The 25,986-nt window shown below is 66.3% G+C and carries 23 protein-coding genes, 1 tRNA gene and 3 pseudogenes; 14 read left to right on the top strand and 13 right to left on the bottom strand.

Annotation, left to right across the window (positions count from 1 at the left end; all coding sequences use genetic code 11):
- Positions 1-4 precede the first annotated feature (4 nt).
- The gene (gene fabI, locus LPC10_RS00390; protein WP_205780421.1) at positions 5-814 is read right to left on the bottom strand and encodes an enoyl-ACP reductase FabI; all 810 of its coding nucleotides are present in this window, start codon (positions 812-814) and stop codon (positions 5-7) included.
- Between the two features lie 295 nt (positions 815-1,109).
- Between fabI and LPC10_RS00385 the strand changes: the two genes are divergently transcribed.
- Both LPC10_RS00385 and LPC10_RS00380 read left to right on the top strand, forming a co-directional pair.
- The gene (locus LPC10_RS00385) at positions 1,110-2,435 is read left to right on the top strand and encodes an IS701 family transposase (RefSeq protein WP_063988212.1); all 1,326 of its coding nucleotides are present in this window, start codon (positions 1,110-1,112) and stop codon (positions 2,433-2,435) included.
- A 221-nt stretch (positions 2,436-2,656) separates the two neighbouring features.
- Complete coding sequence (locus LPC10_RS00380; RefSeq protein ID WP_063987230.1) at positions 2,657-2,911, top strand: hypothetical protein; 255 nt, start codon at positions 2,657-2,659, stop codon at positions 2,909-2,911.
- Between the two features lie 18 nt (positions 2,912-2,929).
- Here LPC10_RS00380 and LPC10_RS00375 read toward each other — a convergent pair whose 3' ends face one another.
- Positions 2,930-3,229 (bottom strand): hypothetical protein, encoded by a 300-nt coding sequence (locus tag LPC10_RS00375; RefSeq protein ID WP_063987229.1) that lies wholly within the window; start codon positions 3,227-3,229, stop codon positions 2,930-2,932.
- 450 nt (positions 3,230-3,679) lie between these two features.
- On the opposite strand from LPC10_RS00375, the pseudogene LPC10_RS00370 reads away from it, so the two are divergent.
- Together LPC10_RS00370 and LPC10_RS00365 are read left to right on the top strand one after the other, a co-directional pair.
- Positions 3,680-4,555: pseudogene (locus tag LPC10_RS00370) on the top strand (IS3 family transposase); the annotation flags it as partial.
- A 1-nt stretch (position 4,556) separates the two neighbouring features.
- A pseudogene (locus tag LPC10_RS00365) lies at positions 4,557-4,859 on the top strand (transposase); the annotation flags it as partial.
- 203 nt (positions 4,860-5,062) lie between these two features.
- Here LPC10_RS00365 and LPC10_RS00360 read toward each other — a convergent pair.
- The gene (locus LPC10_RS00360; RefSeq protein ID WP_231345018.1) at positions 5,063-5,923 is read right to left on the bottom strand and encodes a helix-turn-helix domain-containing protein; all 861 of its coding nucleotides are present in this window, start codon (positions 5,921-5,923) and stop codon (positions 5,063-5,065) included.
- Positions 5,924-6,027: 104 nt separating this feature from the next.
- Between LPC10_RS00360 and LPC10_RS00355 the strand changes: the two genes are divergently transcribed.
- The 3 genes from LPC10_RS00355 (at position 6,028) to LPC10_RS00345 (ending at position 9,386) form a co-directional block, all read left to right on the top strand.
- A complete protein-coding gene (locus LPC10_RS00355; RefSeq protein ID WP_063988385.1) occupies positions 6,028-7,224 on the top strand; it encodes an MFS transporter in 1,197 nt (398 codons plus the stop codon).
- 565 nt (positions 7,225-7,789) lie between these two features.
- Positions 7,790-8,386 carry a DUF6088 family protein gene (locus LPC10_RS00350; protein WP_063988384.1) on the top strand — a complete coding sequence of 199 codons (597 nt, stop codon included), beginning with the start codon at positions 7,790-7,792 and terminating at the stop codon, positions 8,384-8,386.
- Positions 8,379-9,386 (top strand): nucleotidyl transferase AbiEii/AbiGii toxin family protein, encoded by a 1,008-nt coding sequence (locus LPC10_RS00345; RefSeq protein ID WP_231345017.1) that lies wholly within the window; start codon positions 8,379-8,381, stop codon positions 9,384-9,386. The genes LPC10_RS00350 and LPC10_RS00345 overlap by 8 nt, the downstream gene beginning before the upstream one ends.
- Before the next feature lie 2 nt (positions 9,387-9,388).
- On the opposite strand, the pseudogene LPC10_RS00340 reads toward LPC10_RS00345, so the two are convergent.
- Together LPC10_RS00340 and LPC10_RS00335 are read right to left on the bottom strand one after the other, a co-directional pair.
- Positions 9,389-9,544, bottom strand: a pseudogene (locus LPC10_RS00340) (integrase); the annotation flags it as partial.
- A gap of 292 nt (positions 9,545-9,836) precedes the next feature.
- The gene (locus tag LPC10_RS00335) at positions 9,837-11,375 is read right to left on the bottom strand and encodes an Arm DNA-binding domain-containing protein (protein ID WP_231345016.1); all 1,539 of its coding nucleotides are present in this window, start codon (positions 11,373-11,375) and stop codon (positions 9,837-9,839) included.
- 39 nt (positions 11,376-11,414) lie between these two features.
- Here LPC10_RS00335 and LPC10_RS00330 point away from each other — a divergent pair.
- Positions 11,415-11,563: transfer RNA gene (locus LPC10_RS00330), tRNA-Leu, on the top strand.
- A gap of 141 nt (positions 11,564-11,704) precedes the next feature.
- The gene (locus LPC10_RS00325; protein WP_231345015.1) at positions 11,705-12,142 is read left to right on the top strand and encodes a hypothetical protein; all 438 of its coding nucleotides are present in this window, start codon (positions 11,705-11,707) and stop codon (positions 12,140-12,142) included.
- Positions 12,143-12,146: 4 nt separating this feature from the next.
- On the opposite strand, the gene LPC10_RS00320 is transcribed toward LPC10_RS00325, so the two are convergent.
- Positions 12,147-12,413 carry a pyocin activator PrtN family protein gene (locus LPC10_RS00320; protein WP_231345014.1) on the bottom strand — a complete coding sequence of 89 codons (267 nt, stop codon included), beginning with the start codon at positions 12,411-12,413 and terminating at the stop codon, positions 12,147-12,149.
- A gap of 66 nt (positions 12,414-12,479) precedes the next feature.
- Here LPC10_RS00320 and LPC10_RS00315 point away from each other — a divergent pair.
- A protein-coding gene (locus tag LPC10_RS00315) for an IS3-like element ISMch5 family transposase (RefSeq protein WP_231343685.1) occupies positions 12,480-13,627 on the top strand; the annotation gives its coding sequence in 2 pieces (ribosomal slippage) (positions 12,480-12,729 and positions 12,729-13,627; 1,149 coding nt in all).
- A gap of 329 nt (positions 13,628-13,956) precedes the next feature.
- Positions 13,957-14,133, top strand: a complete 177-nt coding sequence (locus LPC10_RS00310; protein WP_370644751.1) for an SDR family oxidoreductase — start codon at positions 13,957-13,959, stop codon at positions 14,131-14,133.
- Positions 14,134-14,159: 26 nt separating this feature from the next.
- On the opposite strand, the gene LPC10_RS00305 is transcribed toward LPC10_RS00310, so the two are convergent.
- The 6 genes from LPC10_RS00305 to LPC10_RS00280 form a co-directional block, all read right to left on the bottom strand.
- Positions 14,160-14,282 carry a DUF4113 domain-containing protein gene (locus LPC10_RS00305; protein ID WP_370644616.1) on the bottom strand — a complete coding sequence of 41 codons (123 nt, stop codon included), beginning with the start codon at positions 14,280-14,282 and terminating at the stop codon, positions 14,160-14,162.
- 63 nt (positions 14,283-14,345) lie between these two features.
- Positions 14,346-15,185, bottom strand: coding sequence for a DUF1194 domain-containing protein (locus tag LPC10_RS00300; protein ID WP_231345013.1), 840 nt, complete (start codon positions 15,183-15,185; stop codon positions 14,346-14,348).
- A gap of 12 nt (positions 15,186-15,197) precedes the next feature.
- Positions 15,198-16,178, bottom strand: coding sequence for an FAD:protein FMN transferase (locus LPC10_RS00295; RefSeq protein WP_231345011.1), 981 nt, complete (start codon positions 16,176-16,178; stop codon positions 15,198-15,200).
- A 5-nt stretch (positions 16,179-16,183) separates the two neighbouring features.
- On the bottom strand, positions 16,184-18,301 hold the full coding sequence (locus LPC10_RS00290; RefSeq protein WP_231345010.1) for a 4Fe-4S binding protein: 2,118 nt from the start codon (positions 18,299-18,301) through the stop codon (positions 16,184-16,186).
- Positions 18,298-19,311 carry a YVTN family beta-propeller repeat protein gene (locus LPC10_RS00285; protein WP_231347146.1) on the bottom strand — a complete coding sequence of 338 codons (1,014 nt, stop codon included), beginning with the start codon at positions 19,309-19,311 and terminating at the stop codon, positions 18,298-18,300. The genes LPC10_RS00290 and LPC10_RS00285 overlap by 4 nt, the downstream gene beginning before the upstream one ends.
- A 47-nt stretch (positions 19,312-19,358) precedes the next feature.
- A complete protein-coding gene (locus LPC10_RS00280; RefSeq protein WP_231345008.1) occupies positions 19,359-20,585 on the bottom strand; it encodes an ABC transporter substrate-binding protein in 1,227 nt (408 codons plus the stop codon).
- A 161-nt stretch (positions 20,586-20,746) separates the two neighbouring features.
- Between LPC10_RS00280 and pedF the strand changes: the two genes are divergently transcribed.
- The 3 genes from pedF (at position 20,747) to LPC10_RS00265 (ending at position 24,104) form a co-directional block, all read left to right on the top strand.
- Positions 20,747-21,169, top strand: a complete 423-nt coding sequence (pedF, locus tag LPC10_RS00275) for a cytochrome c-550 PedF (RefSeq protein WP_003602763.1) — start codon at positions 20,747-20,749, stop codon at positions 21,167-21,169.
- Between the two features lie 14 nt (positions 21,170-21,183).
- Positions 21,184-22,053, top strand: a complete 870-nt coding sequence (locus tag LPC10_RS00270) for an ABC transporter substrate-binding protein (protein WP_231345007.1) — start codon at positions 21,184-21,186, stop codon at positions 22,051-22,053.
- A gap of 287 nt (positions 22,054-22,340) precedes the next feature.
- Complete coding sequence (locus LPC10_RS00265; protein ID WP_231345006.1) at positions 22,341-24,104, top strand: PQQ-dependent methanol/ethanol family dehydrogenase; 1,764 nt, start codon at positions 22,341-22,343, stop codon at positions 24,102-24,104.
- Positions 24,105-24,232: 128 nt separating this feature from the next.
- On the opposite strand, the gene LPC10_RS00260 is transcribed toward LPC10_RS00265, so the two are convergent.
- Entirely contained in the window at positions 24,233-25,951 is a 1,719-nt protein-coding gene (locus LPC10_RS00260) for a bifunctional protein-serine/threonine kinase/phosphatase (protein ID WP_231345005.1), read from the bottom strand.
- Between the last annotated feature and the right edge of the window lie 35 nt (positions 25,952-25,986).

The raw sequence follows: 25,986 nt of genomic DNA, 5'->3' as shown, positions 1-25,986 counted from the left end.
AACATCATCCAACGATGCTGTAGCCGCCATCGATCAGGTGAATGCCACCCGTGACGTTGGCTGCTTCCCTGCTCGCCAGGAAGGCGGCATAGGCACCCACATCGTCGATGGTCGCGAGCATGTGGGTGGGTGCCTGCTCAGCCGCGCTGTTGAGCAGCTTGTCGAACTCGGCAATGCCGGATGCAGCGCGCGTTTTGAGTGGTCCAGGCGACAGCGCATGCACCGAAATACCTTTCGGGCCGAGTTCTGCGGCGGTGTAGCGGACGACAGCCTCTAGGGCGGCCTTCACCGGCCCCATGATGTTGTAGTGCTCCACGACCTTCTCGGAGCCGTAGAAGCTTACCGTCATGCAGGTCCCGCCACGCTCCATCAGCGGTTCTGCCCGCTGGAGCATGCGCAAGAAGGAGTGCACGGAGACATCCATCGCCTGCGCGAAGCCCTCCGCCGAGCAGTCCACCACCCGTCCATGCAGGTCGTCCCTGGGGCAGAACGCAATCGAGTGCAGGAGTGTGTCGAGGCGCCCCCACCGGTTCATGATCTCCTCGAACAGCGCATCCATCTGCCCTGGCTGGCTGACGTCCAGTGGCATGATGATCTGCGCATCGAGCTGCTCCGCCAGCGGGCGGACGTACACCTCGGCCTTCTCGTTGAGGTACGTAATCGCCAAGTCGGCGCCCTGCTGGCGAAGCGCCCTGGCGCACCCCCAGGCAATCGATTGATCGTTCGCGACCCCGACAACGAGCGCACGATTTCCCTTCAACGAGAACACGCGATCCTCCGCCAAGCATGACCCTCTTGGGCCACGGCTTTCCATCGCAGTGCAACATACCTGCGTGAAGCTTGCGCGACGCAATAAAGGCAGAGAGATCAAGGCAATGAGTGGGCTTGGCAGCCGAAGTCACCGCCTGGGCTATGAGGACGCCGGCTGAGGTGAGCTATGAGGCGCTGGGTCACGATACCTTCAAAAAATCGAAAGATTTGGATTGTCCCTGTCCGGCGGCGGGCGAAGCCGTACGTGCAACAAAAAGCCCCACGCCCTCTAGCACTACCTGGGCACTTTGAAGAGCGTTGGGCGTTCTGATCCTGCGGTGGCACTGCGGGAGACGGACATGGCCGAGAGACCGTTGGGTCAGGATCTCGATGCGTGGCTGGTGCCGTTCCTAGCTGCGATGGGGCGCAAGACGCGGCGGACCTGGGCGCCGCTGTACCTGCGCGGCCTGCTCGGCCCCGGGGATCGCAAGAGCCTGCAGCCGATGGCCGCCCGTCTCGGGCTGCCGGGCCACGACCAACTGCAGCACTTCATCGCCAGCCCGGCCTGGGACGACGGCCCGCTCTGGGCGGAACTCACCCGTACCGCGGACCGGCTGGTCGGCGGATCCGATGCCTGTCTGGTGATCGACGATACGGCGCTGCCGAAGAAGGGCACGCGCTCGGTGGGCGTGGCGCGCCAGTACTGCGGGCACCTCGGCAAGAAGGCCAACTGCCAGTCGCTCGTCTCCCTCACCCTGGCGCGGGGCGAGGTGCCCGTGCCGTTGGGCCTGCACCTGTTCCTGCCGGAGGAGTGGGTCGCCGACCCGAAGCGGTGTGAGCGGGCAGGTGTGCCCGAGGCGGCGGTGGTGCCGCAGAGCAAGGGCGAGATCGCGCTTGCCGAACTCGACCGCCTGCAGGCCGAGGGCGTTCGCTTCGGTGTGGTGCTGGCCGATGCCGGCTACGGCTGTAGCGCCGTGTTTCGGCATGGCCTCGACGCGCGCGGGCTGACCTGGGCGGTGGGGATCGCCAAGAACCAGAAGGTCTACGATCCCGACGTGCGGCTAGTGGAGCCGGGCGGCAGGGCGCGCAGACCCGTGCCGGATCAGGAACCGCGGGAGGCCGAGGCGGTTCTCGCCACGCTGCCGTGGCGGCGCGTGACGTGGCGGCAGGGCACGAAGGGCGCGCTCGCGGCCCGGTTTGCCATGACCCGCGTGCGGGTGGGCGACGGTCCGATCTGGGGCAACAATCGCCACCTGCCGGGCGCCGAGGTCTGGCTGGTGGGCGAGTGGCGCACCTCGGGCGAGCGCAAGTACTATCTCTCGAACCTGCCGCCCCGCACGACCCGGCGCGCCCTGGCCGGCACAATCAAGGCGCGCTGGGTGTGCGAGCAAGGCCACCAGCAGCTGAAGGAGGAGCTGGGCCTCGACCACTTCGAGGGCCGCTCCTGGACCGGCCTGCACCGGCACGCGCTGATGACGTGCATCGCCTGCGCCTACCTGCAGCACCTGCGCCTGGCTGGGCCCGACCGGACGGATGGGGGAAAAAAAGGTGGCCGGCCTACCGGGACCGCCACTGTCTCCGAGCCTGCCGGCCGTGCGGCAGGCCATCATCGGCCGCCTGTTCGTCGATCTCATCCCACCGGTGCGATGCCCACACTGTCGGCGCCGCTTCCGGCTGCCATCTGACCTCAAAGTGCCCAGGTAGTGCTAGGGGGCATGGGGCAGGTCGAGAGAGGTACCCCTTGGGAGGAGTGCGGTACAACGAGCATGTTGAATGCAGACCCGCAACCGATTTTGAACGAACAACCAAGCAAGATTGAGCGACGTGCGTCACCGCACTTTGTAAAAAACTTTCTAATCTGGCAAACTATACTGGACACAGCAGATCTTGCGCCTATGAGGGGAGCATGACGCCCGTGAGCCGCTGCCTTCACAAGGTCGATCACCTCTCCGCCGTGCCGGACAGCACCGTTGTGAACCGCGTCAACGCCGCGCTTGATGAGCTGGAAGGAGCCTACCGCAAGCCCTGCGAGCGCATTATGGCGCTAGAGATGGTCTTGCAGGAAGTTCATCACAACCGAAAGATCGGCGGCACGCCCTTTGACCGCTTTGTCCGGGTAAGCGTCGAGCGCCGTCAGGTGAAACTATCGCGCTGCGCCTGACGGCGCTCAGGGGAGCCATCAATGGGCGGACTGCTCCGCTGAACCCGCCTTCCGGCCCTTCTTCTTGCGCAGTTTGCTGGCCTTCACCGGCTCGTCGTCGTCCGGCGCACGCTCGGTAATGGCAAAGCTGTGCAAGTCCCGAAGGCGCTCAGGGGTGTCGCCCTGGCTCTCGGTCAGCGCATAGAAAGCCGCGCGGACAACCTCTTTCTTGGTCACTTCCGGATGCCGCTCGCGCACGGCGGCCAACAATGCCTTCGGCTTCATGCCGCTCACCGCTACGCCGCGCAGGGTGTTTGCAATCGCTTCAAGCGAATCCATATCGAACCTATCAATCTCCTAGCGCCCCCTCTGGCGCGTCGAGCGTTGAACGACATCTGCCCGACACAGCATGACAGACGGGTGACAGTCTCCGCAACCGGAATGTGGCAGGGGAGAGACACAGAATCCCGGAGCCGTGGCGTACGAAGCCCATAGTTCCTTTGTGAGACCGGGAACCACCTTGCGGCGCGGCGCGGCTTCGACCGCACGCGCCGTTTTCGTCCAGCAAGCCGCACAAGGCCCAAACCGAGGGTGCGGATCACGTCGGCCACGATCTGGCCCTGCGCAATCAACACGTCCGCCTGCCGCAGCTTGGCGACCACATCCTCAGGCTTATGCCGCTTCGTTCCCATCTGTCCGTCCACGTCCTTTGACGTCCCCCCATCGCTTTGGTCCGTCCTGAGTGGGAGTTTTCCGGTTTTGTGAGACCCTGACGGGAGGATCGAAGCCGTGAAGAAGAGCAGGTTCACCGAAGAGCAGATCGTCTTCGCTCTGAAGCAGGCCGAGACCGGGACACCGGTCGCGGAAGTGCTGCGACGGATGGGCATCTCCGAGCAGACTTTTTACCGCTGGAAAAAGCTCTACGGTGGCTTGGGGACGGGCGAGTTGCGGCGGCTGAAGCAGCTCGAGGACGAGAACCGCAAGCTCAAGCAGCTCGTGGCGGATCTGAGCCTCGACAAGCACATCCTGCAGGACGTGCTGGCAAAAAAGCTCTGACGCCTGCTCGGCGACACGAGCTCGTGCACCAGGTTCAGGAGGCGCACGGGGTGAGTGAGCGGCGCAGCTGCGCCGCGCTCGGCGTCGGCCGGTCGAGCATCCGTTATCGCTCGACCAAGTCCGATCCGGCACCGCTGCGGATGCGCATCTGCGATCTGGCCAAGAGCCGGGTGCGCTACGGCTATTTCCCGGATCTACATTCTGCTGTGCCGGGAGGGCTGCCGGGTCAATCACAAGAGGGTCCCCCGCCTCTCCAGGGACGAGGGCTTGAGCCTGCGGCTCAAGCGGCCGCGTCGGCACGTCAGCGCAGCCCAGCGGGAGCGCCAGCCTGCCGCGCTCCGGCCGAACGAGCGTTGGTCTATGGACTTCGTCTCCGACGCGCTGTTCGACGGCCGCCGGCTGCGAGCCCTGACGATCGTCGATGCATTCACGCGCGAGGCTCTGGCGATCGAGGTCGACCAAGGCATCAAAGGCGAGCAGGTCGTGGCTGCCGTCGCCCGCTTGGCACTGCTGCGCGGAGCGCCGCGCGCGATCCAGGTCGATAACGGGCCTGAGTTCGTCTCGAAGGCGCTCGACCGCTGGGCCTACGGGAACGGCGTCACGCTGGACTGTACTCAGACCCGGCGACACCGTCATCCTCGACAACCTGCAGGCCCACAAGGTGACGGGTGTGCGCGAGGTCATCGAGGCTGCCGGGGCGAGACTGCTCTACCTCCCGCCCTACAGCCCGGACTTCAATCCCATCGAGCAGATCTTCGCCAAGTTGAAGGCTCTGCTCCGAACCGCAGCGGTCCGCACTGTCCCAGACCTGTGGCACACCATCCGCCAAGCCTTCGCTCGCTTCACGGCCAACGAATGCCGCAACTGCATCGCTGCCGCCGGCTACGATACCGATTTGGCCGTTGCTACCTGAACGGGCTCGGCTCTAGCGGCTCCGTGAAAACAGTCGAAAGCTGCCAGCCTGGATCGAAGTCCCCACCCACGAGGTCATCCAGGCCGGCTGGGACGTACCTCGCCGAACGTTCGACGCTATCGCCGTGGGTTCGCATCCAGCCATGACGATTGCCAGCCTCCGCTCCTCCGACCTGCCAGAAACCGGACCTTCCGAGGCCCTGCTCAGAGATAGGGAGCAGGCTTCGTCTCCCGGACCGTAAGCAGACGTTCCGCCGCCGATTCCACTCGGCCTCGGGGATCGACAAACGAAATGCTCCGAAGTGTTCGTACGTCGGATGTCTGCATCGGCAGCAAACCCTTCGTCCGCTCCCGCAGGGCTTGAATGCTGCGATAGCCGACAGAAGCCGCGACTTGGCGCGGCGTCCACCCATCGGCAGCGAGTGCCAAGGCCCGCACGACCCTCGCCCGAGCCCGCCATTGACCGAAGGTGAGTTCCGTCTCGCGGCGGAACCTGCGCGTCAGGGTGCGACGGCTAAGGCCGGAGCGATCCGCCCAGGCGTCGAGGTCGAAGGTTGTCGCGGGTGCCTCGATGAGGCCGAGGCAGACCCGGCGCAGGCGGGGATCGCTTGGCAAAGGCAAGGTCAGCTTGGTCTCCGGCGCCCGCTGGATCTCGTCCAGCACCAGAGCAGCGAGGTGCCCGCCTCGAGCCGCTTCGTCGTAGAGGACCGGTTCCGCCCCGAGGGCCGCAAGGCTGGCGGCGAGTAGGGCCGAGACCTCGATGACGCGGGCTCGGGTGGGAAAGCCTCGCACTGCCTCGACGGAGAGATAGGCCGAGCACATCGCGACCGCCCCGTGCATCGCCACCGCATGTGTCAAGCGCGGCGGTATCCACAGGGCATGGCCTTCGGGAACGACCCAGGTCCCGTCCTCGGCGGTAGCCATCATCAGGCCCGCGGTGGCGTAGAGCAGCTGCGCCCGCGGGTGGGAGTGAGGAGCGATGCGACTGCTGGCGGCGTAGTGCTTCGGCATCACCGCAACGGCGCGGGGGACGTCCTGGTAATCCTCCGCGCGGATCGAACGCATGGTGCCTAACCCTCGGCCGTTTTGGCCCGATCGCGTACATCTTCGGCCCGACAGCATACAACGGGTCAGATAGGAAGGGGCAGGCTTACGGAGATGCCTGACTCATGGACGCCGAGACCCTGTCCCGCCGCACCCTGCGCTTCGTCAACGTTGCGCATGCCCTCGACCACTTCGTTCTCCTCATCTACCCGACCGCCGTCATCGCCATCGCGGCACAAACGGGCTTGGGCTACGGCGAGTTGATCGGGCTTGCGACCGGTGCCTTCGTCGCCTTCGGACTCTGCTCGCTGCCGATGGGATGGCTTGCCGACCGGTTCGGCCGGCGCACCATGCTAGCGATCTTCTTCTTCGGCTACGGCCTGTCCTGCCTCGGCGTGGCGAGTGCGGCGAGCCCGACTGCGTTTGCAATCTGGCTCTGCGTGCTGGGGCTCGCCTCGGCGATCTACCATCCGGTCGGCTCGGCGATGTTGGTCACCCATGCGGCCCGCCTCGGTCGCGATCTCGGCGTGAATGGAGTCTGGGGCAACGCCGGGGCGGCGACCGCATCCGGCATGACGGCCCTGCTCGCCGCCACCCTCGGTTGGCAGGCCGCCTTCATCGTGCCGGGCCTGATCTGCCTCGCCTGCGGCGCGGCCTTCCTGGCTCTCGTGCCCGGCGACGGGGAGGGCAGCCGCGGCAAGGCGGGGGGCGCTCCAATCATCCCCGTGGCGCGCCCGGTCCCTCTCCTCACCGCGTTCGCCTTCGCCATCATTGCGGGCGGCATGACCTTCAACATCACCACCATTGCCTTGCCGAAGGTCGTGGACGAGCGTGTCGGCACGGGACTTCCATTGGCCTTTATCGGCTCGGTGGCGACCCTCGTCTTCGCGTTCGGGGCCCTGACCCAGCTGGTGATGGGGCGGCTGATCGACCGCTACAGCCTACCGGCCCTCTTCCTCGGTCTATCCATCTTGCAGCCGCTCGGGCTCGGCATCGCCGCTGTGAGCACGGGCCTACCGCTGCTCGCCGGCTTGGTGCTGACGATGGCGGCGCTCTACGGCCAAGTGGTGATCAACGACGCGATGGTTGCTCGCTACGTGCCGGCAGCTTACCGGACCAGGGCCTACAGCGTGCGCTATTTCCTGGGCTTTACCGTCAGTGGCTTCGTGGTGCCGATGATCGCCGTCCTGCACGATCGCGGCGGCTTCAGTCTCGTGCTCGGTGTCGCGACGAGCTTCGGCGCCGTCATCTTCGCCTCGGCCGTCGGCTTCTTCGCGCTGACCCGCACAGGGGCATCGCGACCGCACGCTGCAGCGGAGTAGGACGGCAGAGGGAGCAGAAACGGAGGAGGCTTGCGGAACAGCGCCATTGCATCCTTCGCCATGAAGGGTTTGTTTCCGCATCCTCGGCATCACCACGAGCCGCATGGCTAGACCTCAAAGCAACCCATCAAGTCATAGGCGTGAATTTATTTAGATAGCATTAGATATTTTCTCAGAAGTACTCACGCCCGAGCCCGTAAGTGCTCCATAAGCGAATCATATATCAGCAACTCCATGTTTTTATCCAGGTATATTCTCTGCAGAAGACAAACCCTTGATGATTGACCCATCGGAAAACACATCGCTCCTTGCTTCCGCTCGCAGCGAAATTGATTCAATGCCTAGTTTCGATAGTTTGTGCAACTCGCCAATTTCTGCTGTTCCATTCTGGTTGAAGGCCTTTCACACACGGAAGCTATCTCAATTGGCGTCCAATGCTGCAACCGGCATGCTCCTTAACCTCGACGCCCGCGTCGCCAGTCGCCGCGCCGGACACGGTCGGGATCAACGCCGATCATTGTCCGTTGTCAGAAACTGCGATACGAGCTTCTGACAGGAGGGCGTCATGAAATCATTGTCCCAGAGCGTCCTGGCCGTCATCAAGCGGAAGCGCGAGGGTTCGGTCATCACCGCCGAAAGTCTGTCGGAACAGGGATCTCGATCCGCGATCGACCAGACGCTGTCGCGCCTGGCTGCGAAGGGGGAAATCATGCGCATTTCCCGGGGCGCCTACGTCGTGCCGCGGAAAAGCGAATTCGGATCGTTCCCGCCGTCCGCCGAGCGTGTCGTCACCTCCATGTCGAAGCGCACGGGCAAGCCGATCGTCACCAACGGGGCGGTGGCCGCCAATCGGTTCGGGCTGACCACCCAGCAGCCGATCCGGCGGGTCTATCTGACGTCCGGTCGGTCGGCGTTGCTCGCCCTCGGCTCCAATCCGGTCGAGCTTCGGCACGTCCCGAAGTGGCAGACGGTCCTGCCGAACGAACCTGCAGGCGAGGCCATCCGCGCAATGGCTTACCTTGGGAAGGAGCAGGCTAGGGAAGCGGCGCGACAGCTTCGAGAGCGACTCGAACCTTCCCAATGGTTGAAGCTCAACAAGGTCGCGCCGAAGCTGCCGAAGTGGATCGGCTCGGCTATAAGGGAAGCCGAACTGCATGGCTGAAAAGTTCCTCCGACTGGCCTCCGGCCGACGCCGTGACGCCCTCGGCGTCGCTTCGGAGCGCTTGGGACGGCCGCCAGAGATCATCGAGAAGGACGCCATGGTCGTTTGGGCGCTCTCCGTCATCTACGGGAGCGACTACGGCGCGCACCTGTCATTCAAGGGCGGGACGTCATTGTCGAAGGTTTACGGGGTGATCGACCGCTTCTCCGAAGACGTCGACCTCACCTATGACATCCGACGCTTCCTGCCCGATTTCGACGTCACGCCGGACGGCATCCCGCCAAGCAAGAGTCGGGGTCGGAAGTGGACCGAGGAAGTGCGGGAGAAGCTCCCCGCGTGGATCAAAAGCGAGCTAATTCCGCTGTTCTCGGCGGCAGCCGAGCGGGACGGAACCAACGTCCGGTTCCGGCAGGATACCCGCGAGAAGCTCTTCATAGAGTATGAAACTGTGACGCCGGGCAACTCCTATGTCGCTCCAACCGTCATGCTCGAATTCGGTGCCCGGTCGACGGGCGAGCCCGCGGAGACGGCGGACGTGGCCTGCGATGCCGCCGCCGCGGTGGAAGGGCTGGACTTCCCGACCGCTCGCGTCCGAGCGATGTCCATCGGGCGAACCTTCTGGGAGAAGGCCACTGCTGCGCACGTGTACTCAATCCAGGAAAGCCTGAAAGGCGACCGCTTCTCGCGCCACTGGCACGACCTCCACTACATCGCCTCCTCCGAACGCATCGAGGGCGTCGTTGCGGACCGCGACCTCGCCGAGAAGGTCGCCACTCACAAGAGCTTCTTCTTCGCCGAAAAAGACGGCAAAGGAGGCTGGATCGACTACGCCGCCGCGGTGACAGGGGGCATGCGACTCGTACCGGCCGGCGAGCCTCTCAGAAAGCTCGCCGACGACTACGCCCGTATGGCGGAGGCCGGCATGACTTCCCGACATGCCCCACCGTTCGACACAGTGATGGAGACGTGCGCGAGGCTCGAGCGAATGATCAATCGCTGAGTGTTCGGTCCTGGCATATGGTGTGACGGATTGAGCCAAAAGCGTTCGGTCTCTATCGTCCGGTGGTAGATGAATTCGTAGGGCGTGAGGCCACGCAGTATTTTGAGCCGGCGGCCGTGGTTGTAGGCCTCCACGAACAGGTGCAGCCGCAACCCGTCGAGGCGTCATTGATGGTGCGGTGCGTCCGCTACTCGCTCGAGGTCCGGACGGCGGCCATCGAGAAAGGTGGTCGTGACGTCCGAGGCGCGACGCATTCAGAGCAACAGCCTGCAGTCCACGCGACATGGTGCACCTCCTCGCACGCGGCGATCCAGCCTGCTCACAAGACCTGCAAATGCACTAACATTTCTAACTCAGACCACTAGGAGCAACGCTGTCCCATACCAATAATTAGTCAAGTATTTTATTTTGCCTTACAAAAATATCATCAGTCAAAAAAATAGACTATTATCATATCTCTTCGCCTATATCTGAATCGAAGGATCGACTGTTCCATTTTTTAGCTTCAAATTTGGCAGCAGAACCTTTGCCATATCGCGCTTTACGAATCATGGATGCCAGTTCTTCTTTGTTCTCCGGACGAAGCAATGGATCCGCTCTAACGGCGGCGTCGCGCAGTTCGTCAATCCATAGGCCCCACTTCGATAACATAACAGCCTTGCGGTTCATTTCCTCGTCCCAATCGTAAGCATCGGTCGCATCTCCCGGACGACCTTCGTTATGGTCGAGCACGAGTTTCGATTCTTCGCGCGTAAAGCCCAAATGCATCTTGCCATAGGTATGAAAGGCGCGACGGACGCCATGCGGAGAAAGATCCACACCGGGCATTGCCAGCAAATTGTGATTCAAGGCCCCGGGATCCATGGTCGGCGACTTTCTCTCGACTGCCTTGTGTTTTGGATAGCTAACAGGAAAGAGCCAAAATTTGGCCCTCCGCTTGGTACGCATTTCATATTCGTCTTCCAACAGCAGATCTACAAGCTTGGCAGCAGACCCGTTGAGCGGAAGTCTGTGAGGAGTTGCGACACCGCGTCTCCGAGCCGTTTTGCGGTAGAACGCGGGCACGTTCCATACGACTGTGCCAGGAGGAGTGTTCGGGTCTCGCCAGCTGAAGTCCTCTGCGTAAGCTGCAACGATTGGGCGGCGACGTTGCGCAGTGTAGAGCAGGAGGCCGATCGCCCAAGACACCGAATCGTCCAAGACTTCCGACTCTGCGATGGCCAAGGCGCGTCCCAGGCTCGCCTCGCTTGGAAGTTTCGGCTCCGCGGATTTCCGCGAGGTAGTTGCGGGAGCAGACACGCGCGCGCCGCGATCACCGTTCTCTCGACGTGTACGCTCCGGAGGCTGCAGACGGTACAGGAGATTGGGCTGGACACGTGAAAGGCGTTGCTGCCCATCACCAGCAAGCCACGACCAGAAGGATCGCACGACTCTGAGAACGTGCGCGGCATGCGATTCGACGCCGCGCTCGTGGATGGTTCGGATCGCAGCTGCAATATCCTCCCGCTCGATATCGGCGATGCGCCGCCCATGGAGTACCCTGAGTTCCTTCGTGTTCTCGAGAATCCGCCGATAGTCGGTGTAGGTATCAGGGCGGCGCGTACGTGCGATATGCACCAGGAACGCGGCAACACCCGCCTCCCAATTCCAGGACGCAGGAGGCGCCACTATCGGTGGAGTGTCCGTCTTAGATGCCATTGGGTCCAAGTTTCGCCGGAGGTCTTCCCGAATGCGAGCGGCCTTCTCCCGAACAGCCGCGATTCCATCACGCGTGGCAACGGCCGGACCGAGATCCCAACGCTTCTCCTTGCCGTGCAGTCTGCCCTTGTACGACCAGCGCACCCCCGCTCGTGGCCGGACCCGCAGTACCAGTCCTGGGCATTCCGGATCACGTTGCTCGCTCTCTGCCGCCCCGACTTCGCGAAGCAAGGCCTTCAGCGTCTCGACGGTGATCTTCGACTGCTTGCCATTCGCGAGGTGCTCAGCCATGGTCTGGGTCGCATCTGGGTCGCGCTTCGGATCCGGTCGGGCGAGAGGCGGTGCGAACGCGATCGAAGCAATTGCCTATATCTAGTATACGATTCCCTAATATTTGGTTCCTTCGAAGCCTTAAAAGTCAGTCGAAAGAAGGAATCATAATCCTTGTGTCGGGGGTTCAAATCCCTCCCTCGCTACCACTCTTTTCACCCGCCCGGTCAATGACTTGGCGGGTTTTTCGTTGCCCGAATGGTGTTCCCGCGTGCTTGCAACACGCTGCAACACGAGTCTTGCTTTTACAACGAGTTACATCCAGCTGTCGGCGGCTCCGCGCAACACGGATGGAACACGTTTCCAGCCGTGGCATAAACCGCCTCAGGGACGGACCGGACGCCTACTGGGGAGGCGATATGGCGGATAGGAAGGCTATGCCGAAAGCACCTCAGGTGCGCTTCCGAATCGATCCAGCCTATGCTCCAGCCGAAAAGATCGCTCGGCGTCTCTGCCTCAGACCCGACCAGTTCCGCGACTGCGCGTGCCGGCTCTACGCCCGCGGCTTCCCGCTGCCGGACGAGACCACCGGGATGTACGACCTCGAGGCGGTCGATCGCTGGCGGATGAAGCAGCGGCCAGACCTCTACCCGGAAATCGGCTTCCCCGCTCCGTCATCTCTGCCACCTTCACCACGCATCGATCTGGTTCAACGAGACAGAGAGGCACTCGAAGCCGAGCGGCAGCGGCGCGCCGAGATCCGGTCTCCACGCCGACTGAAATCGTAGGTCCTTATCCCTGCCCGGTAAGCTGGCGGCACTCCTTCCGGGCCGCCTCGACGCGACGGTCGATGTAGGCTGCGAGGTCGATCAAGGAGACGCCCTTAGCGCACCTGGCGCTGTCCTCGATCCGCGTGAGGGGGAGGGCGATATCGCCGGCCGAGATTTTCCGCACGAGCTTCTCGGTGGTGAGGTGCGAGAAGAAATCCCTCGCGACCCACTCGATCGGGATCACGGCCCGAGCGTCGTACTGCGCCATCAGCAGGAACACGGTCTTCATGGTGTGGCCTGCTGCCGGTTTCACGGACACCCTGTTTAGGTGTGAAGGTGAAGCCGGAGGTGCTCCATGCAGCGTCGCAAGTTCGGACGTGAGTTCAAGATCGAGGCGGTTCGACTGATTCGGGAACGTGGTGTCAGTGTCGCGCAGGCCGCGCGCGATCTCGATGTTCACGAGACGATGCTGCACCGGTGGGTGAGGCAGGCGGCGGCCGATCCCCAACACGCTTTTCCCGGTCAGGGGCAGATGAAGCCCGAGCAGATCGAGATCGACCGGCTGCGCAAGGAGGTCGCTCGTCTAAAAGCGGAGCGTGATATCCTAAAAAAGGCCGCCGCATACTTTGCGAGGGACGCGATATGAAGTTCGCGTTCATCGCAAAGCATCGTGCTGTCTGGCCAGTTGCCTGGATGTGCGCGGCGCTGGGTGTCTCGCGCTCCGGCTTCCACGCTTGGCTCACCCGGCAGCCTAGCCGACGCACACGGGACGACGAAGCTATCCTGAGCAAGGCCCACGCGAGCTTCGTGGCCAGCGACCGCACCTACGGCGCGAGGCGCGTCTGGCGCGATGTGCTCGCCCAGGGCGTGTCATGCGGGCTGCACCGCATCGAGCGGATCATGCGCGAGAATGCCTTGCGAGCGCGACCGCGCCGACGGGGCCTGCCAAAGGACGAAGGTGAGCGGGCCGCTGCCTCGCCCAATCTCCTGGAGCGGCGGTTCGCGGCCGACGCTCCGAACCGGAAGTGGATCGCCGACTTCACGTATATCTGGACCGCCGAGGGCTGGCTCTACGTCGCCGCCGTCATCGATCTGTTCTCGCGCCGTGTCGTGGGCTGGTCGATGCAGGCCAGTATGACGGCTCAACTCGTGACAGATGCGCTCGTCATGGCGATCTGGCGCAGAGGCAAGCCGGATGCCTTGCTGCATCACTCGGACCAGGGCTCGCAATACACGAGCGAAGCCTTCCAGCGTCAAATGACCGAGCACGGCGTGACCTGCTCGATGAGCCGTTCGGGCAACGTCTGGGACAACGCGGCAATGGAGAGCTTCTTCTCCTCGCTGAAGACCGAGCGCACCGCCCGACGGACCTACCGGACGCGGGATGAAGCCCGTGCAGACGTGTTCGATTCCATCGAGCGCTTCTACAACCTGGCGCGGCGGCACTCGACCTTGGGCTACCTCAGCCCCGTCGAGTTCGAAAACCGAACCCAATTAGCTTAGGACGGTGTCCAACAAACCGGCAGCAGGCCACACGACATCGAGAGCGTGGACGAAGCGTATATCGCTCAGATCCTCCGGGAGGTGGAGCGGGGCGAGTGCCGGGCGGATCAGGGCAAGAGCGAGCTCGCCGTCATTCGCCGCGACTTCGTGGGCTACTTCGGCGACAAATCCATCGACGCGGTCACAGAGGCCGGTCTCGAGCGCTACGCGGAGTGGCGGCGCACCAACTGGACGGAGGGCACTGGTAAACTCGTCACGCACATCGAGTACGAGCGAGATGGCCACCGCCTTCGTCGCCCTGTATGGCGCCCGGCCCGGTCTAGACGCCGATCCAGCCGATCGGGAAAAGTCCGGAGCAGATCGAGAAACTTGGGGCCGCTACGCCCCTCGGCCGAGCCGGGCAGCCGGCGGAGCTTGCTCATGCCTACATGTTGCTCGCCTCGCGCGAGGGCAGCTACATGTCGGGTGCGCTCGTGCCCGTCGCCGGCGGCACGCCGATGTACTGACGGGCCGCCCTGGGGGACAGTGAAGGTCAGAACGCATCAGCCGAAGCAATCGGTAGCTCGTCGACCTGCATGGTGTAGCGCGGCGTTCGCATCGCAAACTTCGTCGCCCAGGCCCGCCGCGGCTGCGCCAGCCCGGCCCGCGCCAGCACGACGCTGCCGCGGCCGAAGCGGGCGTTGCGAAGCGTCCAACGTGCCCATCGGCCCTGGTGGTGTCACTCGTCGCGGCGACCCGGCGCGAGGCCGCTAACTTCGATCACGAACTTCCGCCGCAGGGCCCGCGAGAAGTCGCCGTAGCCCGCTGCTTTCAGGAGAAAGGCGCCGGGACCGGCCACGACGTGGGACCTGTACCACTGCGTCAGATCCGTGCGCTCCTGCGGGAGCGGCGTGGCGCGCAGTCCGTAGCCCGGAGCACGGTAGGCGCCGGCGCCGACGACGTCGTTCTCGCCCGGGACCAGGATCGGCAGGCCGTTGATCGTGGCACCGGCCGCCAGAAGCGCCGTCCGCTCCGTTTCGAGATTCTCGGGATCGGTACAATTGTCGATGCCGTCGCCCGAGACGTCGACAACGATCCGCTCCGCCGGAACCGGCATTACCGGAAGGACGCTTGCGGTCACGGTGCGGAACATCTGGCCGAGACAGGTGAACTCCCCCGATTGCCGGGGCGTGACACGGACCTGGGCCGCGGCTGCGAACGCGTCGGCACGGCTGGCGATCCGCCGCCAGCCCACGGCGAGGCCCGCGCGGTCGGCCCAGGTGACCATGGCGAAGAGCGTGCCGCCGGGATGGCCGGTCATCGCCGCGATCACGCCCGGATCTTCCAGAGCCTCGGCGATGCCCTCCATCTGCAGAACGAAGCGGCTGTCATCGACCGATTGCGACACGTCGACGGAGACGACGAGGGCGACCGCGGCGGCGGCCGCCGGTTCGGCCCTGGCGCCGCCGTCGGTCAGGCCGATCAGGAGCGCTGTTGTCGCCGCGAAGCCGGTTCGGACGACACGGCGAAGCGTCCTTGCAAAGTCTCCGCGGAGGCCGGATCGGAGGGGGCGCATCATCGGTGCTCGCGATTAGGTTTTGCCGACGAAGCGGACGGAGCAGCCCGGCCACTGCGCCACGAGCCGCCCGCCTGCCTCGGGTCCGAGCACCATGCAGGCCGTGGACAGGCCGTCCGCGAGGAGACCGGTTTCGGCCGTGACGGTCACGGAGGCGAGGCCGCGCGGCGAGCATCCGGTGGTGGGATCGAAGATGTGGTGGTCGGCGCGGTCGGGCGAGAAGCTCATGGCGTAATCCCCCGAAGTCGCGGCAAAGCCCGAGAACGGGGTGATCGTCGCCGACAGTGCCTCCGGCCGGCGCGGGTCGGCGATGCCGAGCTGCCACGGCGTGCCGTCGGGATGCGCGCCCATGGCGCCGAACTCGCCGGTATCGACGAAGGCGTCCGTGATGCCCCGCGCCCGCAGAGCCACCATCACCCGATCGGCGGCATAGCCCTGGATCAGGGCGTTCAGTGTCAGCGCCGTGCCGGGCTCCAAGACGATACGCTCCGGCGTCAGCGCAACGCGGCGCCAGCCGATCCGGGCGACGGCGTCTTGCAGGTCCTGGGGATCCGGCTGTTCTCCGCGCGCAGCGGCACCGGCCCAGGCCGGCCAGAGCGGCTGCACGGTGGGATCGAACGCCCCGCCGGTCCGCTGCGCGAGATCGAGGGCGAAGCCCAGCATCGCTGTGAGATCGGCGGGGGGCGCATCGAGCCGCCCGTCGCGGTTAAGATGCGACAGGGCGCTGTCGGCGCGAAACAGGCTCGCGGCGGCTTCGACCGCGCGCATCGCGGCAAACCCGTCGGAGAGGGCGGCATCGAGTGCGGCCGGGTCGGGGCCGGCGGCGGTGAGAGCGACGGTGGTCCCGAAGGCGAGGCCGGCGCGAGTGCGGGTGGTCAATCCTTGCTCGACGGCCAGTGTACGGAAAGCGGACGGGCCACCGAGGCCCGCCATTGCTGCGAGCCCGGCCATGCCGAGGAGGATGCGGCGGCGGGGCGTGCGTGCAGTCACCGGCATGGCTCTCACTCCGCCGCGACCGGCTGCGGCACGATCCGCTTTCCGCGCCGACGCGCGACCACCTCCGGCACGCATTGGCCGGGATCGTGGATGATCGTGACGCAATCCATGCACTGGAAGCACTCGGGATAGTCGATGTGGCCGTCGGGGCGGATCGCGCCGTAGCGGCAGCGCACCTTGCAGAGCTGGCACGGGCTCCCGCATTCGGCCCTTCGCGGAATCCAGTCGAGCAGCCGCAGACGGCCGAGGACGGCGAGGCTCGCGCCGAGCGGGCACAGGTAGCGGCAGAACCCCTTGTAGATGAACAGGTTGAGGACGAGCAGACCGAGCGCGTAGGCGACGAACGGCCACGCGCGCACGAAGTACAGGGTGATCGCGGTCTTGAACGGCTCGGCCTCGGACAGGCTGTCGGCGAGCGGCGAGCCCGCGGCGGCGGCGATGAGGATGCCGGCGAGCAGGACGTATTTCACCTGCCGCAAGGCGCGGTCGAGACGCAGGGGCACCGCGACCGGCCGGATGCACAGGGGCTTGGCCAGCCACGCGGCGAATTCCTGCAAGGCGCCGAACGGGCAGAGCCAGCCGCAGAACGTGCCCCGGCCCCAGACGACCAGGGTGGCGATGACGAAAGCCCAGAGCAGCAGCGAGGGCGGGTCGTAGAGCAGGAAGGTGAGATCGTGCGTCACGGTCGCGGCGCGCACGAGGCCGACGAGGGTGACGATGGAGAGCTGCGCCTGGGCGTACCAGCCGATGAAGAGAAGCGTGAAGGCGAGGTATGCGAGCCGGAACACGGGAAAGCGGCGCCGGTCCGCCACGAGGCCGCGCTGGCGCGCCAGCACCGGCACCAGCCCGGCAAGCGCCAGGGTGATCACGCCGAGTTCGACGCCGCGCGCCCGCCACGGATCGATCCAGCTCGGCCCCGCCTCCGCTGCCTCGCGGATGAAGAGATCGGCCGGGAGCGCGTAGTCGGCAGGGAACTCGCGGGTGATCTTCTCCGGAAAGATCTGGCCGCGCTCGCGCACGATTTTGGTGCTCAACGTCCACGGGGCGGAGGGGTCGAAGCCGGCAGCGCCCGTGATCCGCAGAATCGTCCAGGGGCCGTCCGGCAGGCCGGGAGCGGCCTCACGGCGCTCGATCGCCATGTCGCGGGCGTTCACGGCGAGCCCGCCTTGCGTCACCGTCAGCCGGTCGGGGATCGAGCCGAGCACGAAATCCTCGCCGAGGGGGTTCTCGGGGCCGTGGCTCACCACCAGCACCGCATGGTCGCCGGGGCCGAGTTCGCGGGTCAGGGCGGCGAAGCGCTCGGCCCCAAGCAGGATACGGCCGATCGCCGGCACGTTGAGGTCGGCGAAGGTCAGGTCGACCAGCGGCGCCTCGGCCGGGCCGTCACCGCCGCCCGCCACGCCCGTGTCGCGGAAGGCGGCCTCGGCCCCCGCGTTGGTGACGGTCAGCCGCCGGAGCCAGCCGCGCGCGGTCAACTCGGCCACCGTCAGGGCTTCGCCGGTATCGGGCCGCGCCTCGACCCTCAGGCCGAGATTGGCGGCCCCGAAGCCGAGCTTTGCCCGCGCCACCGTCAGGGAGGCGGCGAGGATCGATTCGTTGATCACCCGCGTCGAGGCGGTGGCCATCGAGATGCCGTCGACCATCGTCTGCGGCGCAGCACCCGAGCCGCGGGCGTTCGGCCGCCCGACCCGGATCGGGCGTCGGGCCGACATCCCGACATACTGCTCGACGAAGGCGAAGAGCGGCTCCGAGCCGAGCCCTTCCAGAAACACCGGCTCGTGATGGGAGATAACCTTCACGTCGCGGAACGTGCCGTCGGGGGCGAGTGCCACGAGGAGGTCGGGGGGGGTGCCGCCGAAGCCGGGAATCGGCGCGAGGTCGATCGACTCGAAGGCATAAGCGAAAACTTCGTAGCTGCCGGCCTCCTGCTTCAGGATCGGCCAGACCGGCAGCGTCGCGTCGCGCTCGCCGACCACGAGCGGCGCGGGGAAATAGCGTTCCATCCCGGCCCTGTCGAGGCTGCCCGCCGCAGCGAATGGGACGGCCATCACCAGGGCGAGGAGCGCGAGCAGCGCCGACCACAGGGCGCTCGATGCGGTGTCGCCGCGTCCGGTTCGCGTCACGGGGCGGCGCCCGCCGACCGCTCGGGCGTGCCGGATGCGGGGCGCACGGCGACGCCCCAGGGAAAGCGGCCAACCTTGACGCTGCGAATCGGGCGCTGGGTCGCCACGTCGATCACGGTGACGTCGCCCGACACGCCGTTGGTGGTGAAGAGCCGCGACTCGTCCGGCGTCATCGCGAGCTGCCAGACCCGGCGGCCGACGAGGATGTAATTCACGACCTTGTAGGTCTTGGCGTCAATCACCGCGACCCGGTCGGAGGGGCCGAGCGCGACGAAGGCGAAACGCCCATCCCGGGTCAGGGTGATGCCCACTGGCTGGAGCCGGTCGGCGGCGATGCCCTTCACCGCGAATTCAATGGTCTCGACCACTTTGCGGGTGGCAGCATCGATCACCGCGACCGTGCCGCCGATCTCGGAGGAGGCCCAGAGCATCCGCCCGTCCGCGGAGAAGGCGGCGGCGCGCGGGCGCTGGCCCACCGGGGTCGCGTCGGTGGCGCTCAAAGTCGGCACGTCGATCCAATGGACCATGTTGGTGGTCTCTGAGGTGGTGACGGCGGTCTTCCCGTCCGGGCTCACCGCCATGCCCTCGGGCTCGATGCCGACATCGATCTGCGCCAGCACCTTGCGGGTCTGCGCGTCCACGACCGTAGTGGTGGCGTTCTCCTCGTTGGCGATGAACAGGGTGCGGTCGTCGGGGGCCAGCGCGAACTGCTCCGGATCCTCGCCGGAGGGCAGGTTGTGGCGCAACGCGCCGGTGTCGGGGTCGATCACCTGCACCGCGTCGGAATCGCTGGCACAGACGTAGAGGGTACGGCCGTCGCGGGAGAAGGTGAGCCCGCGCGGGCGTCGGCCGACGGGGAAGCTGCGTGTGACCTCGAGGGTGGCCCCGTCGATCACCGAGACGGTGTTGTCGCGCTCGTTCGAGACGAAGATCTCTTCCGCCTCGGCCGATCCCGCGAGGCCGAGCAGGCCGGCGGCGAGGAGGAGGCGGAGGGTCGCGGCGCGGCTCATGAGGCGGATCCCGTTCTCGTAGGTGGCTCTGCGGATGGGCGCCCGCATCAGCCCGGTTTCCGAAAAGCCCGGCACGCGCTCTCCGGCTCGTCGGGGCCGAGCGTGTCGAGTTCGGTGCGGTGATGCTGGAAGCCTTCGATCGGGGCGGTGGCGGTCACCGCGCCCGGCCAGAGCAGGAAGACCGGTTGGCGCAACTGCCCGTCCCAGGCGCGGAAGCTCAAGGGACGTCCCTTGAAGCCGCCGACCTCGAAGCGCGGCGACAGCACGAGCGCCGCCACGGTGTCGGGATCGGTGCTGCGCGCCTGTACAGCCGCCTCGCCGAGCGCGTGCACCGCCATCCAGCCAGCATAGTCGATTGGCCGCATCGCCCGGCCGGCGAGGCGACGAAACCGGGTCTGGAGCTGCACCGCCGCCCAGGCCTCGACCGGGCGTCCCCAGGCCGCCGGGGTGAGCCCCTGCGTGCCGATGACGGGCCGGGCCGCGGCGGTGTTGTAGACGAGGTTCGCCCCGAACGCCCCGGCCTCGTCGGCCACCGCGACCACGTCGTGCTCCGGGCCGCGGGTGGGCAGCACGAATTCGCGCAAAGCGGTGTCGCGGGTGTCGCCGCCCTGCGGGTCGAAGCGGGATTCGGCCACGATCCGCGCGCCGAACTTCTTGGCGCTTTTCTTCAACGCTTCGGCGTAGAGCGCGTCGGCGGGAGCCGGGCCGGAGAGCAGCAGGATGCGGGTCCAACGCTTGTAGGCGAGGAACTGCACCAGCGCGTCGGCGAGCATTGCCCGGGAAGGCAGGACGTGGAGGAGTCGAGGCCGGCAATCGGCCTCGCGTAGCCGCGCATCCGGCGCGCCGACATTGAGGAACACGCTGCCCTTGGCCTCGGGCATGTCGGCGAGCGCCAGCACGTCCTCGGCCGGCACATTCAGCACGACGAAGCGGGGTTTCTCGCCCAGCGCGCGGAAGGCGGCGCGAAGATCCTCGTCGGGCCCGACGACGCGGCTGTCGAGGCGGAAGCCGAGGGACACGAACCGGCCGGTGGCGTTCGAATCCTTGAGCCCGAGTTCGGCGCCCTTCAGCCCCTCGTCATCGGGGATCGGGTCTTCGTTGTTGAGGAGCGTCGGGCGCTCGATGCGCCGCTCGAGGTAGTGGATCGCCAGCGGCTCGGCTTGGGCCGCGACGGGCAGCAGGCCGAGCAGAATCAGCCCGAGGCCGCGCGCCCTGCGCCGCGGCTTCGTTGCCCGAAGCGGGCCGCCGTGCCGTTTCCCGAGCCGCGCCAGCATCGCGCTCTGCTCGCCTCCCGATTGTTGTTGGGAGAGTGATACGTGCGATCGGGGCAGTCCCGGTATTGGACCAAGGTGCTACCGACCGCCCCCTACCAAAGCACAATGGGTTCGGCCGGGCGCGCTTGCTAACCCTCCCCTCAAGAATGGGAGGAATGAGAATGAAGGCTGCACCCCTCAAGGGCGGGCTCCTCGCCGTCGGCCTTGTCCTGTCCGTCTCCGCCGCCCTCGGCCATGGCGATGTGCAGCCGCAGCCCGTGGATACCGCCGGCCTCGCGCCTCTGGGCGAGACGTGGCGCGAGGAGAACCCCTATCGTGGCGACGCGAAGGCGATCACCATCGGTGATTCCGGGTTCAACCAGAACTGCGCCCGCTGCCATGGCCTTCAGGTGATCTCCGGCGGTCTGGCGCCGGACCTGCGCTACCTTCCGCTCGGCAAGGAGGGCGACGAGTACTTCGTCGAGCGCGTCCGCCACGGCGCGACCACCAACGGCGTGATGAAGATGCCGGCTTTTGAGGGCGTGCTGTCGCAGGAGGCCCTGTGGGCGATCCGCACCTACATCGAAGCCAAGCACGAAGAGTAGGGAGCCCGTCGCCGATGCGCCCCTCGCGCCGCCACGGCCCCGCCGCCCTCGCATGCCTGATCGCCGCCGGGGCGATCACTGGGATGGCCGCCGCCGCGCGTCCGCTCGACGAGGTGACGGCCTCCGGCGTGCTGCGCGTGGCGATCTACGACGACAACCGGCCCTTCTCGGAAGCGGGGAAGGCCTCGCCCCGCGGCATCGACGCCGACATCGCACAGGCCATCGCCGAGCGGCTCAAGCTGAAGCTCGACCTGCGGGTGGTGGATGCGGGCGAGAACGTCGACGGCGATTTCCGGCTGAACCTGTGGCGGGGTGACCTCGCCGGCACGCCGCTCGCCGACCTGATGCTGCACGTGCCCCATGACCGCATCCTGGCCACCCGCAACGAGCAGATCTTCCTGACCAATCCCTATTTCGAGCAGCGGCTGGCCTTCGCCTATCACCGCGGCCGGATCGAGGGGTTCGAGGGCGTGCGCGACCTGGAGGGCCACAGCGTCGCGGTCGAGGGCACGAGCGCCTCCGACAGCCTGCTGATGAACGCCGAGGGCGGCCGTTTCCGCGGCCAGATCCGGCATTTCCGCAGCTTCGATGAGGCGGCCAAGGCCTACCTCGCCGGCGAGACGCCGATTCTGGCCGGCACCCGCGCGGGAATCGAGGCGGCGCTCGAAGCGGCCAGCGTTGCGGGGGAGGACAATCCCGTGGTCGAGATGCCGATCCCCGGCCTCGTGCGGACGCGGTGGGATCTCGGCGGCGCGGTGCGCAGCGATTCCCGCGACCTCGCCTACGCGGTCGGCGATGCTCTCGCCGCCTTGGCGCAGGAGGGGCGCCTCAAGGCGATCTGCGCGACCTACGGCGTCACCTACACCGCGCCGCAAGGGTACTGATATCTCCTCCAGCATCGACAGCGCCAGCGGCCTCGCTCTGCAAGTCGCGAAGGCTGTTGGCGTCTCCGTTCGACTGCGTATTCGTCGTGCCTTGAAGGGCGTGGAAGGCGTTGCTCGCACATACTGCGAGCGGATCAGGACAAAGTTCGACCAAAGGCCAATAAGAGTTTGCTGAGAAGCGCTCTAGGCTTTGTCTCCAAGGGGCAGCTGGCCGAGTCGGTCAGAACAGAGAAGCCCCGTGGTCCCTGAAGAACAGGGGCGCTGACGATCTATGGAGGATACGCCAGATGAGAGTGCGGAACCAGTTCCTGACGGCGGTGGGGCTCGCCGCCCTCAGCGTCGGCCTTGCCCTTCCCGCGATCGCCGAGGTGACTGAGCAGGACATCCTCAACGACGCCAAGACGCCCGAGGACGTTGTCACCTACGGCCTCGGCCCACAGGCGCAGCGCTTCAGCTCAATCAAGACGCTCAACCGCGACAACATCAAGGGCCTCGTCCCGGCCTGGTCGTTCTCCTTCGGCGGCGAGAAGCAGCGCGGCCAGGAGAGCCAGGCGCTGGTCAAGGACGGCGTGCTCTACGTCACCGGCTCCTATTCGCGCCTCTACGCCGTCGATGCGCGCACCGGCGAGAAGAAGTGGGAGTACAACGCCCGCCTGCCCGAGGGCATCCTGCCCTGCTGCGACGTGGTGAACCGCGGCGCCGCTCTCTACAAGGACAAGGTCTATTTCGGCACGCTCGACGCCAAGCTCGTCGCGCTCGACCAGAAGACCGGCAAGGTCGTCTGGCGCAAGGACATCGACGACTTCAAGTCCGGCTACAGCTACACCGCTGCGCCGATGATCGTGAAGGGCAAGATCATCACCGGCGTGTCGGGCGGCGAATTCGGCGTGGTCGGCCGCGTCGAGGCGCGCGATGCCGAGACCGGCGAGATCGTGTGGAAGCGCCCCGTCATCGAGGGCCATATGGGCGAGCTGAACGGCAAGCCCTCGACCATGACCGGCAAGACCAACGAGACTTGGCCCGGCGACACGTGGAAGTTCGGCGGCGGCGCCACCTGGCTCGGCGGCACCTACGATCCCGAGCTGAATCTGATCTATTTCGGCACCGGCAACCCGGGCCCGTGGAACTCGGCGCTCCGCCCGGGCGACAACAAGTGGTCGGCCTCGCGGCTCGCCATCAACCCCGACAACGGCGAGATCGTCTGGGGCTTCCAGACCACGCCGCATGACGGCTGGGACTACGACGGCGTCAACGAGTTCGTGCCCTTCGACATGCAGAAGGATGGCAAGACCGTGAAGGCCGGCGCCACCGCCGACCGTAACGGCTTCTTCTACGTCCTCGACCGCACCAACGGGAAGTTCATGTCGGCCACGCCGTTCGTGTCTAACATCAACTGGGCCAAGGGCATCGACGAGAACGGGCGCCCGATCTACGACGACGCCAACCGCCCCGGCGACCCGGCCAAGTCCGAGGACGGCAAGAAGGGCAAGTCCGTCTACGCGACGCCGGGCTTCCTCGGCGGCAAGAACTGGAACCCGATCGCCTACAGCCCCGACACCAAGCTGTTCTACGTCCCGTCCAACGAGTGGGGCATGGACATCTGGAACGAGCCGGTGAATTACAAGAAGGGCGCCGCCTATCTCGGCGCGGGCTTCACCATCAAGCCGACCTTCGAGGATCATATCGGCTCGCTGAAGGCCATCGATCCGGCGACCAAGAAGGTCGTGTGGGAGTACAAGAACAAGGCTCCGCTCTGGGCCGGCGTGCTCACCACTGCGGGCAACCTCGTCTTCACCGGAACGCCCGAGGGTTTCCTGAAGGCGTTTGATGCCAAGACCGGTGAGGAAGTCTGGAAATTCCAGGTCGGCACCGGCGTCGTCGCCTCGCCGATCACCTGGGAGCAGGATGGCGAGCAGTGGATCGGCGTCGCGGCTGGCTGGGGCGGCGCGGTGCCGCTCTGGGGCGGCGAAGTCGCCAAGACGACGGCTGGCATCAACCAGGGCGGCAGCTTCTGGGCGTTCCGTCTGCCGAAGGCACTCGCTTCCCGATAAGCGGGTTTCTGAGGGGATCATCCCTTTGACGGGGAGCCGGGGCAGTGCCCCGGCTTTCTTCTATCCGGGGCTCTGCTCTGGACCCGCGAAAGGACTCGTCCTTTCGAAATCTGAGGCCTCGGTCGCGTTCAGATGCGCGGCCACGTCGCCAGCAGGGCGAGGAGTGCGAGCGCGAGCCCCAGCGAGACGAGCTTCCAGAACAGGAGCGGATTGCGCTCCAGCAGAGCCGCCCGGCGTACCCCGGCGAGCGAAGGGTTCGGGTGGCGCAGGTCGTAGGCGAAGGCCGAGAGCGCCTCGTAGCGCATCGCTGGGTTCGGATGAACGGCCTTGCGCAGGGCGCCGTCGACCCAGACCGGCAGGCCCGGCCGCACGGCCGAGAGCGGGATGTAGCGCAGGCGCCGCGCCCGTGCCTCGGTCAATGCCCGCGCGGCCGCCGCGCCGTAGGGTAGCTGCCCGGTCAGCATCTGGTAGGCGATGATCCCGAGGGAGAACACGTCCGCTGCGGGCGTTCCGGGATGGCCGGCGAGGTATTCGGGCGCGCTGTATTGCTGGGTGCCGAGCACCGGCTCCTCGGGGGCGAGCTCGGCCACGCCCGCCACGCGCGTCGCGCCGAAATCGATGATCCGCACGGTGCCGGCAGCATCGATCAGGACGTTCTGCGGCCGCAGGTCCTGATGCACCATCTCGCGCCGGTGAAAGGTCTGCAGGCCCCGCGCGATCTGCTCGACGAGGCCGCGCACGGTCTCGAGGTCCGGCACGGGATTGTCGCGCATCCACTGCGCCAGCGTGCGTCCCTCGACATACTCCATCGCCGTGTAGAGGTGGCTGCGCCGCCGCGCCTGCGGCTGGGCCTTCAACACGTGGGGGCTGTCGATGCGCCGGGCGATCCACTCCTCCATGACGAGCCGGCGCAGCTGCGCGGGGTCGTCGCGCGCTTCCGTCGAGGGCACCTTGAGGGCAACGGTCGCACCAGTCTCGGAATCGAGCGCGAGATAGACGTGGCTGCGATGGCTCGCGTGGAGCGTGCGCAGCACCCGGTAGCCGTCGAAATCGGCCGGTGGATCGAGCAGGGGCGCGGGCGCCAGATCCGCGACGCGACCCGCCAGATCGGCCGGCCCGTCCTCAGGTGCTGCCTCAATGCGCACGATCTGCGCGGTGAGGTTGTCGGTGCTGCCGGCTTCGTAGGCATGTCTGACGATTTCGCGGGCAGCCATGTCCAGATCGGCAGCATGGCGCGCGATCAGGCCGGCAATCGTCTCCGGATCGACGTGCTCGTGGACGCCGTCGGTGGTCAGGACGAAGACGTCGCCGGGCTCGGTCCGCACGCTGGCATGGTCGATCTCCACGCGTCCGCCCGCGCCGAGTGCCCGGCCGAGATAGGATTCTTCCGCCGACAGGACGAGGCGGTGATCCTCGGTCAGCTGCTCCAAGGAGCGGCCCGCAACCCGACAGATCCGCCCGTCGCCGACGTGGAAGAGGTGGGCGGTGCGGCCCTTGAGGACGAGGGCGCTGAAGGTGGTGACGTAGCCGCGGTCGGGCTCGTGCCGGCTGCGGCGCGTCTCGGCGTGGAGCCAGGAATTGGACGCCGCGATCACGCGCTGCGCCGCGCTCTTCACCGACCACGTGTCGGGGGTGTCATAGTAGTCGGAAAGGAAGCTCTTGACCGCAGTCTCGCTGGCGACGTGGCTGACCGCGCTGCTGCCGATCCCGTCCGCGATGGCGATGGCCGCGCCCTTGAGCTCAAGAGCCGGCTGCGGGGGGATGAGCGCCCCGTAAAAATCCTGGTTGTGGGGCTTGCGACCCGCCGCGCTGTGCTGGCCGAGCGTGAGCCTGAGGTCGTTCGGCATCGGGGAGGACTTGAGGGATGGGGACCCGTGCCCTT

Source organism: Methylorubrum sp. B1-46, assembly GCF_021117295.1.
Taxonomy (GTDB): domain Bacteria; phylum Pseudomonadota; class Alphaproteobacteria; order Rhizobiales; family Beijerinckiaceae; genus Methylobacterium.
The sequence above is the reverse complement of the archived record's forward strand: the minus strand, read 5'-3'. Positions and strand labels throughout refer to the sequence as shown.

What these genes read in the sequence shown, in the direction of transcription:
- LPC10_RS00385 (WP_063988212.1), top strand. Translation starts at nt 1,110, where the DNA reads ATGGCCGAGAGACCGTTGGGTCAGGATCTCGATGCGTGGCTGGTGCCG.
- fabI (WP_205780421.1), bottom strand. Translation starts at nt 814, where the DNA reads ATGGAAAGCCGTGGCCCAAGAGGGTCATGCTTGGCGGAGGATCGCGTG.
- LPC10_RS00320 (WP_231345014.1), bottom strand. Translation starts at nt 12,413, where the DNA reads ATGAAGACCGTGTTCCTGCTGATGGCGCAGTACGACGCTCGGGCCGTG.
- LPC10_RS00335 (WP_231345016.1), bottom strand. Translation starts at nt 11,375, where the DNA reads ATGGCTGAGCACCTCGCGAATGGCAAGCAGTCGAAGATCACCGTCGAG.
- LPC10_RS00285 (WP_231347146.1), bottom strand. Translation starts at nt 19,311, where the DNA reads ATGAGCCGCGCCGCGACCCTCCGCCTCCTCCTCGCCGCCGGCCTGCTC.
- pedF (WP_003602763.1), top strand. Translation starts at nt 20,747, where the DNA reads ATGAAGGCTGCACCCCTCAAGGGCGGGCTCCTCGCCGTCGGCCTTGTC.
- LPC10_RS00300 (WP_231345013.1), bottom strand. Translation starts at nt 15,185, where the DNA reads ATGATGCGCCCCCTCCGATCCGGCCTCCGCGGAGACTTTGCAAGGACG.
- LPC10_RS00345 (WP_231345017.1), top strand. Translation starts at nt 8,379, where the DNA reads ATGGCTGAAAAGTTCCTCCGACTGGCCTCCGGCCGACGCCGTGACGCC.
- LPC10_RS00325 (WP_231345015.1), top strand. Translation starts at nt 11,705, where the DNA reads ATGGAACACGTTTCCAGCCGTGGCATAAACCGCCTCAGGGACGGACCG.
- LPC10_RS00355 (WP_063988385.1), top strand. Translation starts at nt 6,028, where the DNA reads ATGGACGCCGAGACCCTGTCCCGCCGCACCCTGCGCTTCGTCAACGTT.
- LPC10_RS00360 (WP_231345018.1), bottom strand. Translation starts at nt 5,923, where the DNA reads ATGCGTTCGATCCGCGCGGAGGATTACCAGGACGTCCCCCGCGCCGTT.
- LPC10_RS00350 (WP_063988384.1), top strand. Translation starts at nt 7,790, where the DNA reads ATGAAATCATTGTCCCAGAGCGTCCTGGCCGTCATCAAGCGGAAGCGC.
- LPC10_RS00280 (WP_231345008.1), bottom strand. Translation starts at nt 20,585, where the DNA reads ATGCTGGCGCGGCTCGGGAAACGGCACGGCGGCCCGCTTCGGGCAACG.
- LPC10_RS00270 (WP_231345007.1), top strand. Translation starts at nt 21,184, where the DNA reads ATGCGCCCCTCGCGCCGCCACGGCCCCGCCGCCCTCGCATGCCTGATC.
- LPC10_RS00380 (WP_063987230.1), top strand. Translation starts at nt 2,657, where the DNA reads ATGACGCCCGTGAGCCGCTGCCTTCACAAGGTCGATCACCTCTCCGCC.
- LPC10_RS00375 (WP_063987229.1), bottom strand. Translation starts at nt 3,229, where the DNA reads ATGGATTCGCTTGAAGCGATTGCAAACACCCTGCGCGGCGTAGCGGTG.
- LPC10_RS00295 (WP_231345011.1), bottom strand. Translation starts at nt 16,178, where the DNA reads ATGCCGGTGACTGCACGCACGCCCCGCCGCCGCATCCTCCTCGGCATG.
- LPC10_RS00265 (WP_231345006.1), top strand. Translation starts at nt 22,341, where the DNA reads ATGAGAGTGCGGAACCAGTTCCTGACGGCGGTGGGGCTCGCCGCCCTC.
- LPC10_RS00260 (WP_231345005.1), bottom strand. Translation starts at nt 25,951, where the DNA reads ATGCCGAACGACCTCAGGCTCACGCTCGGCCAGCACAGCGCGGCGGGT.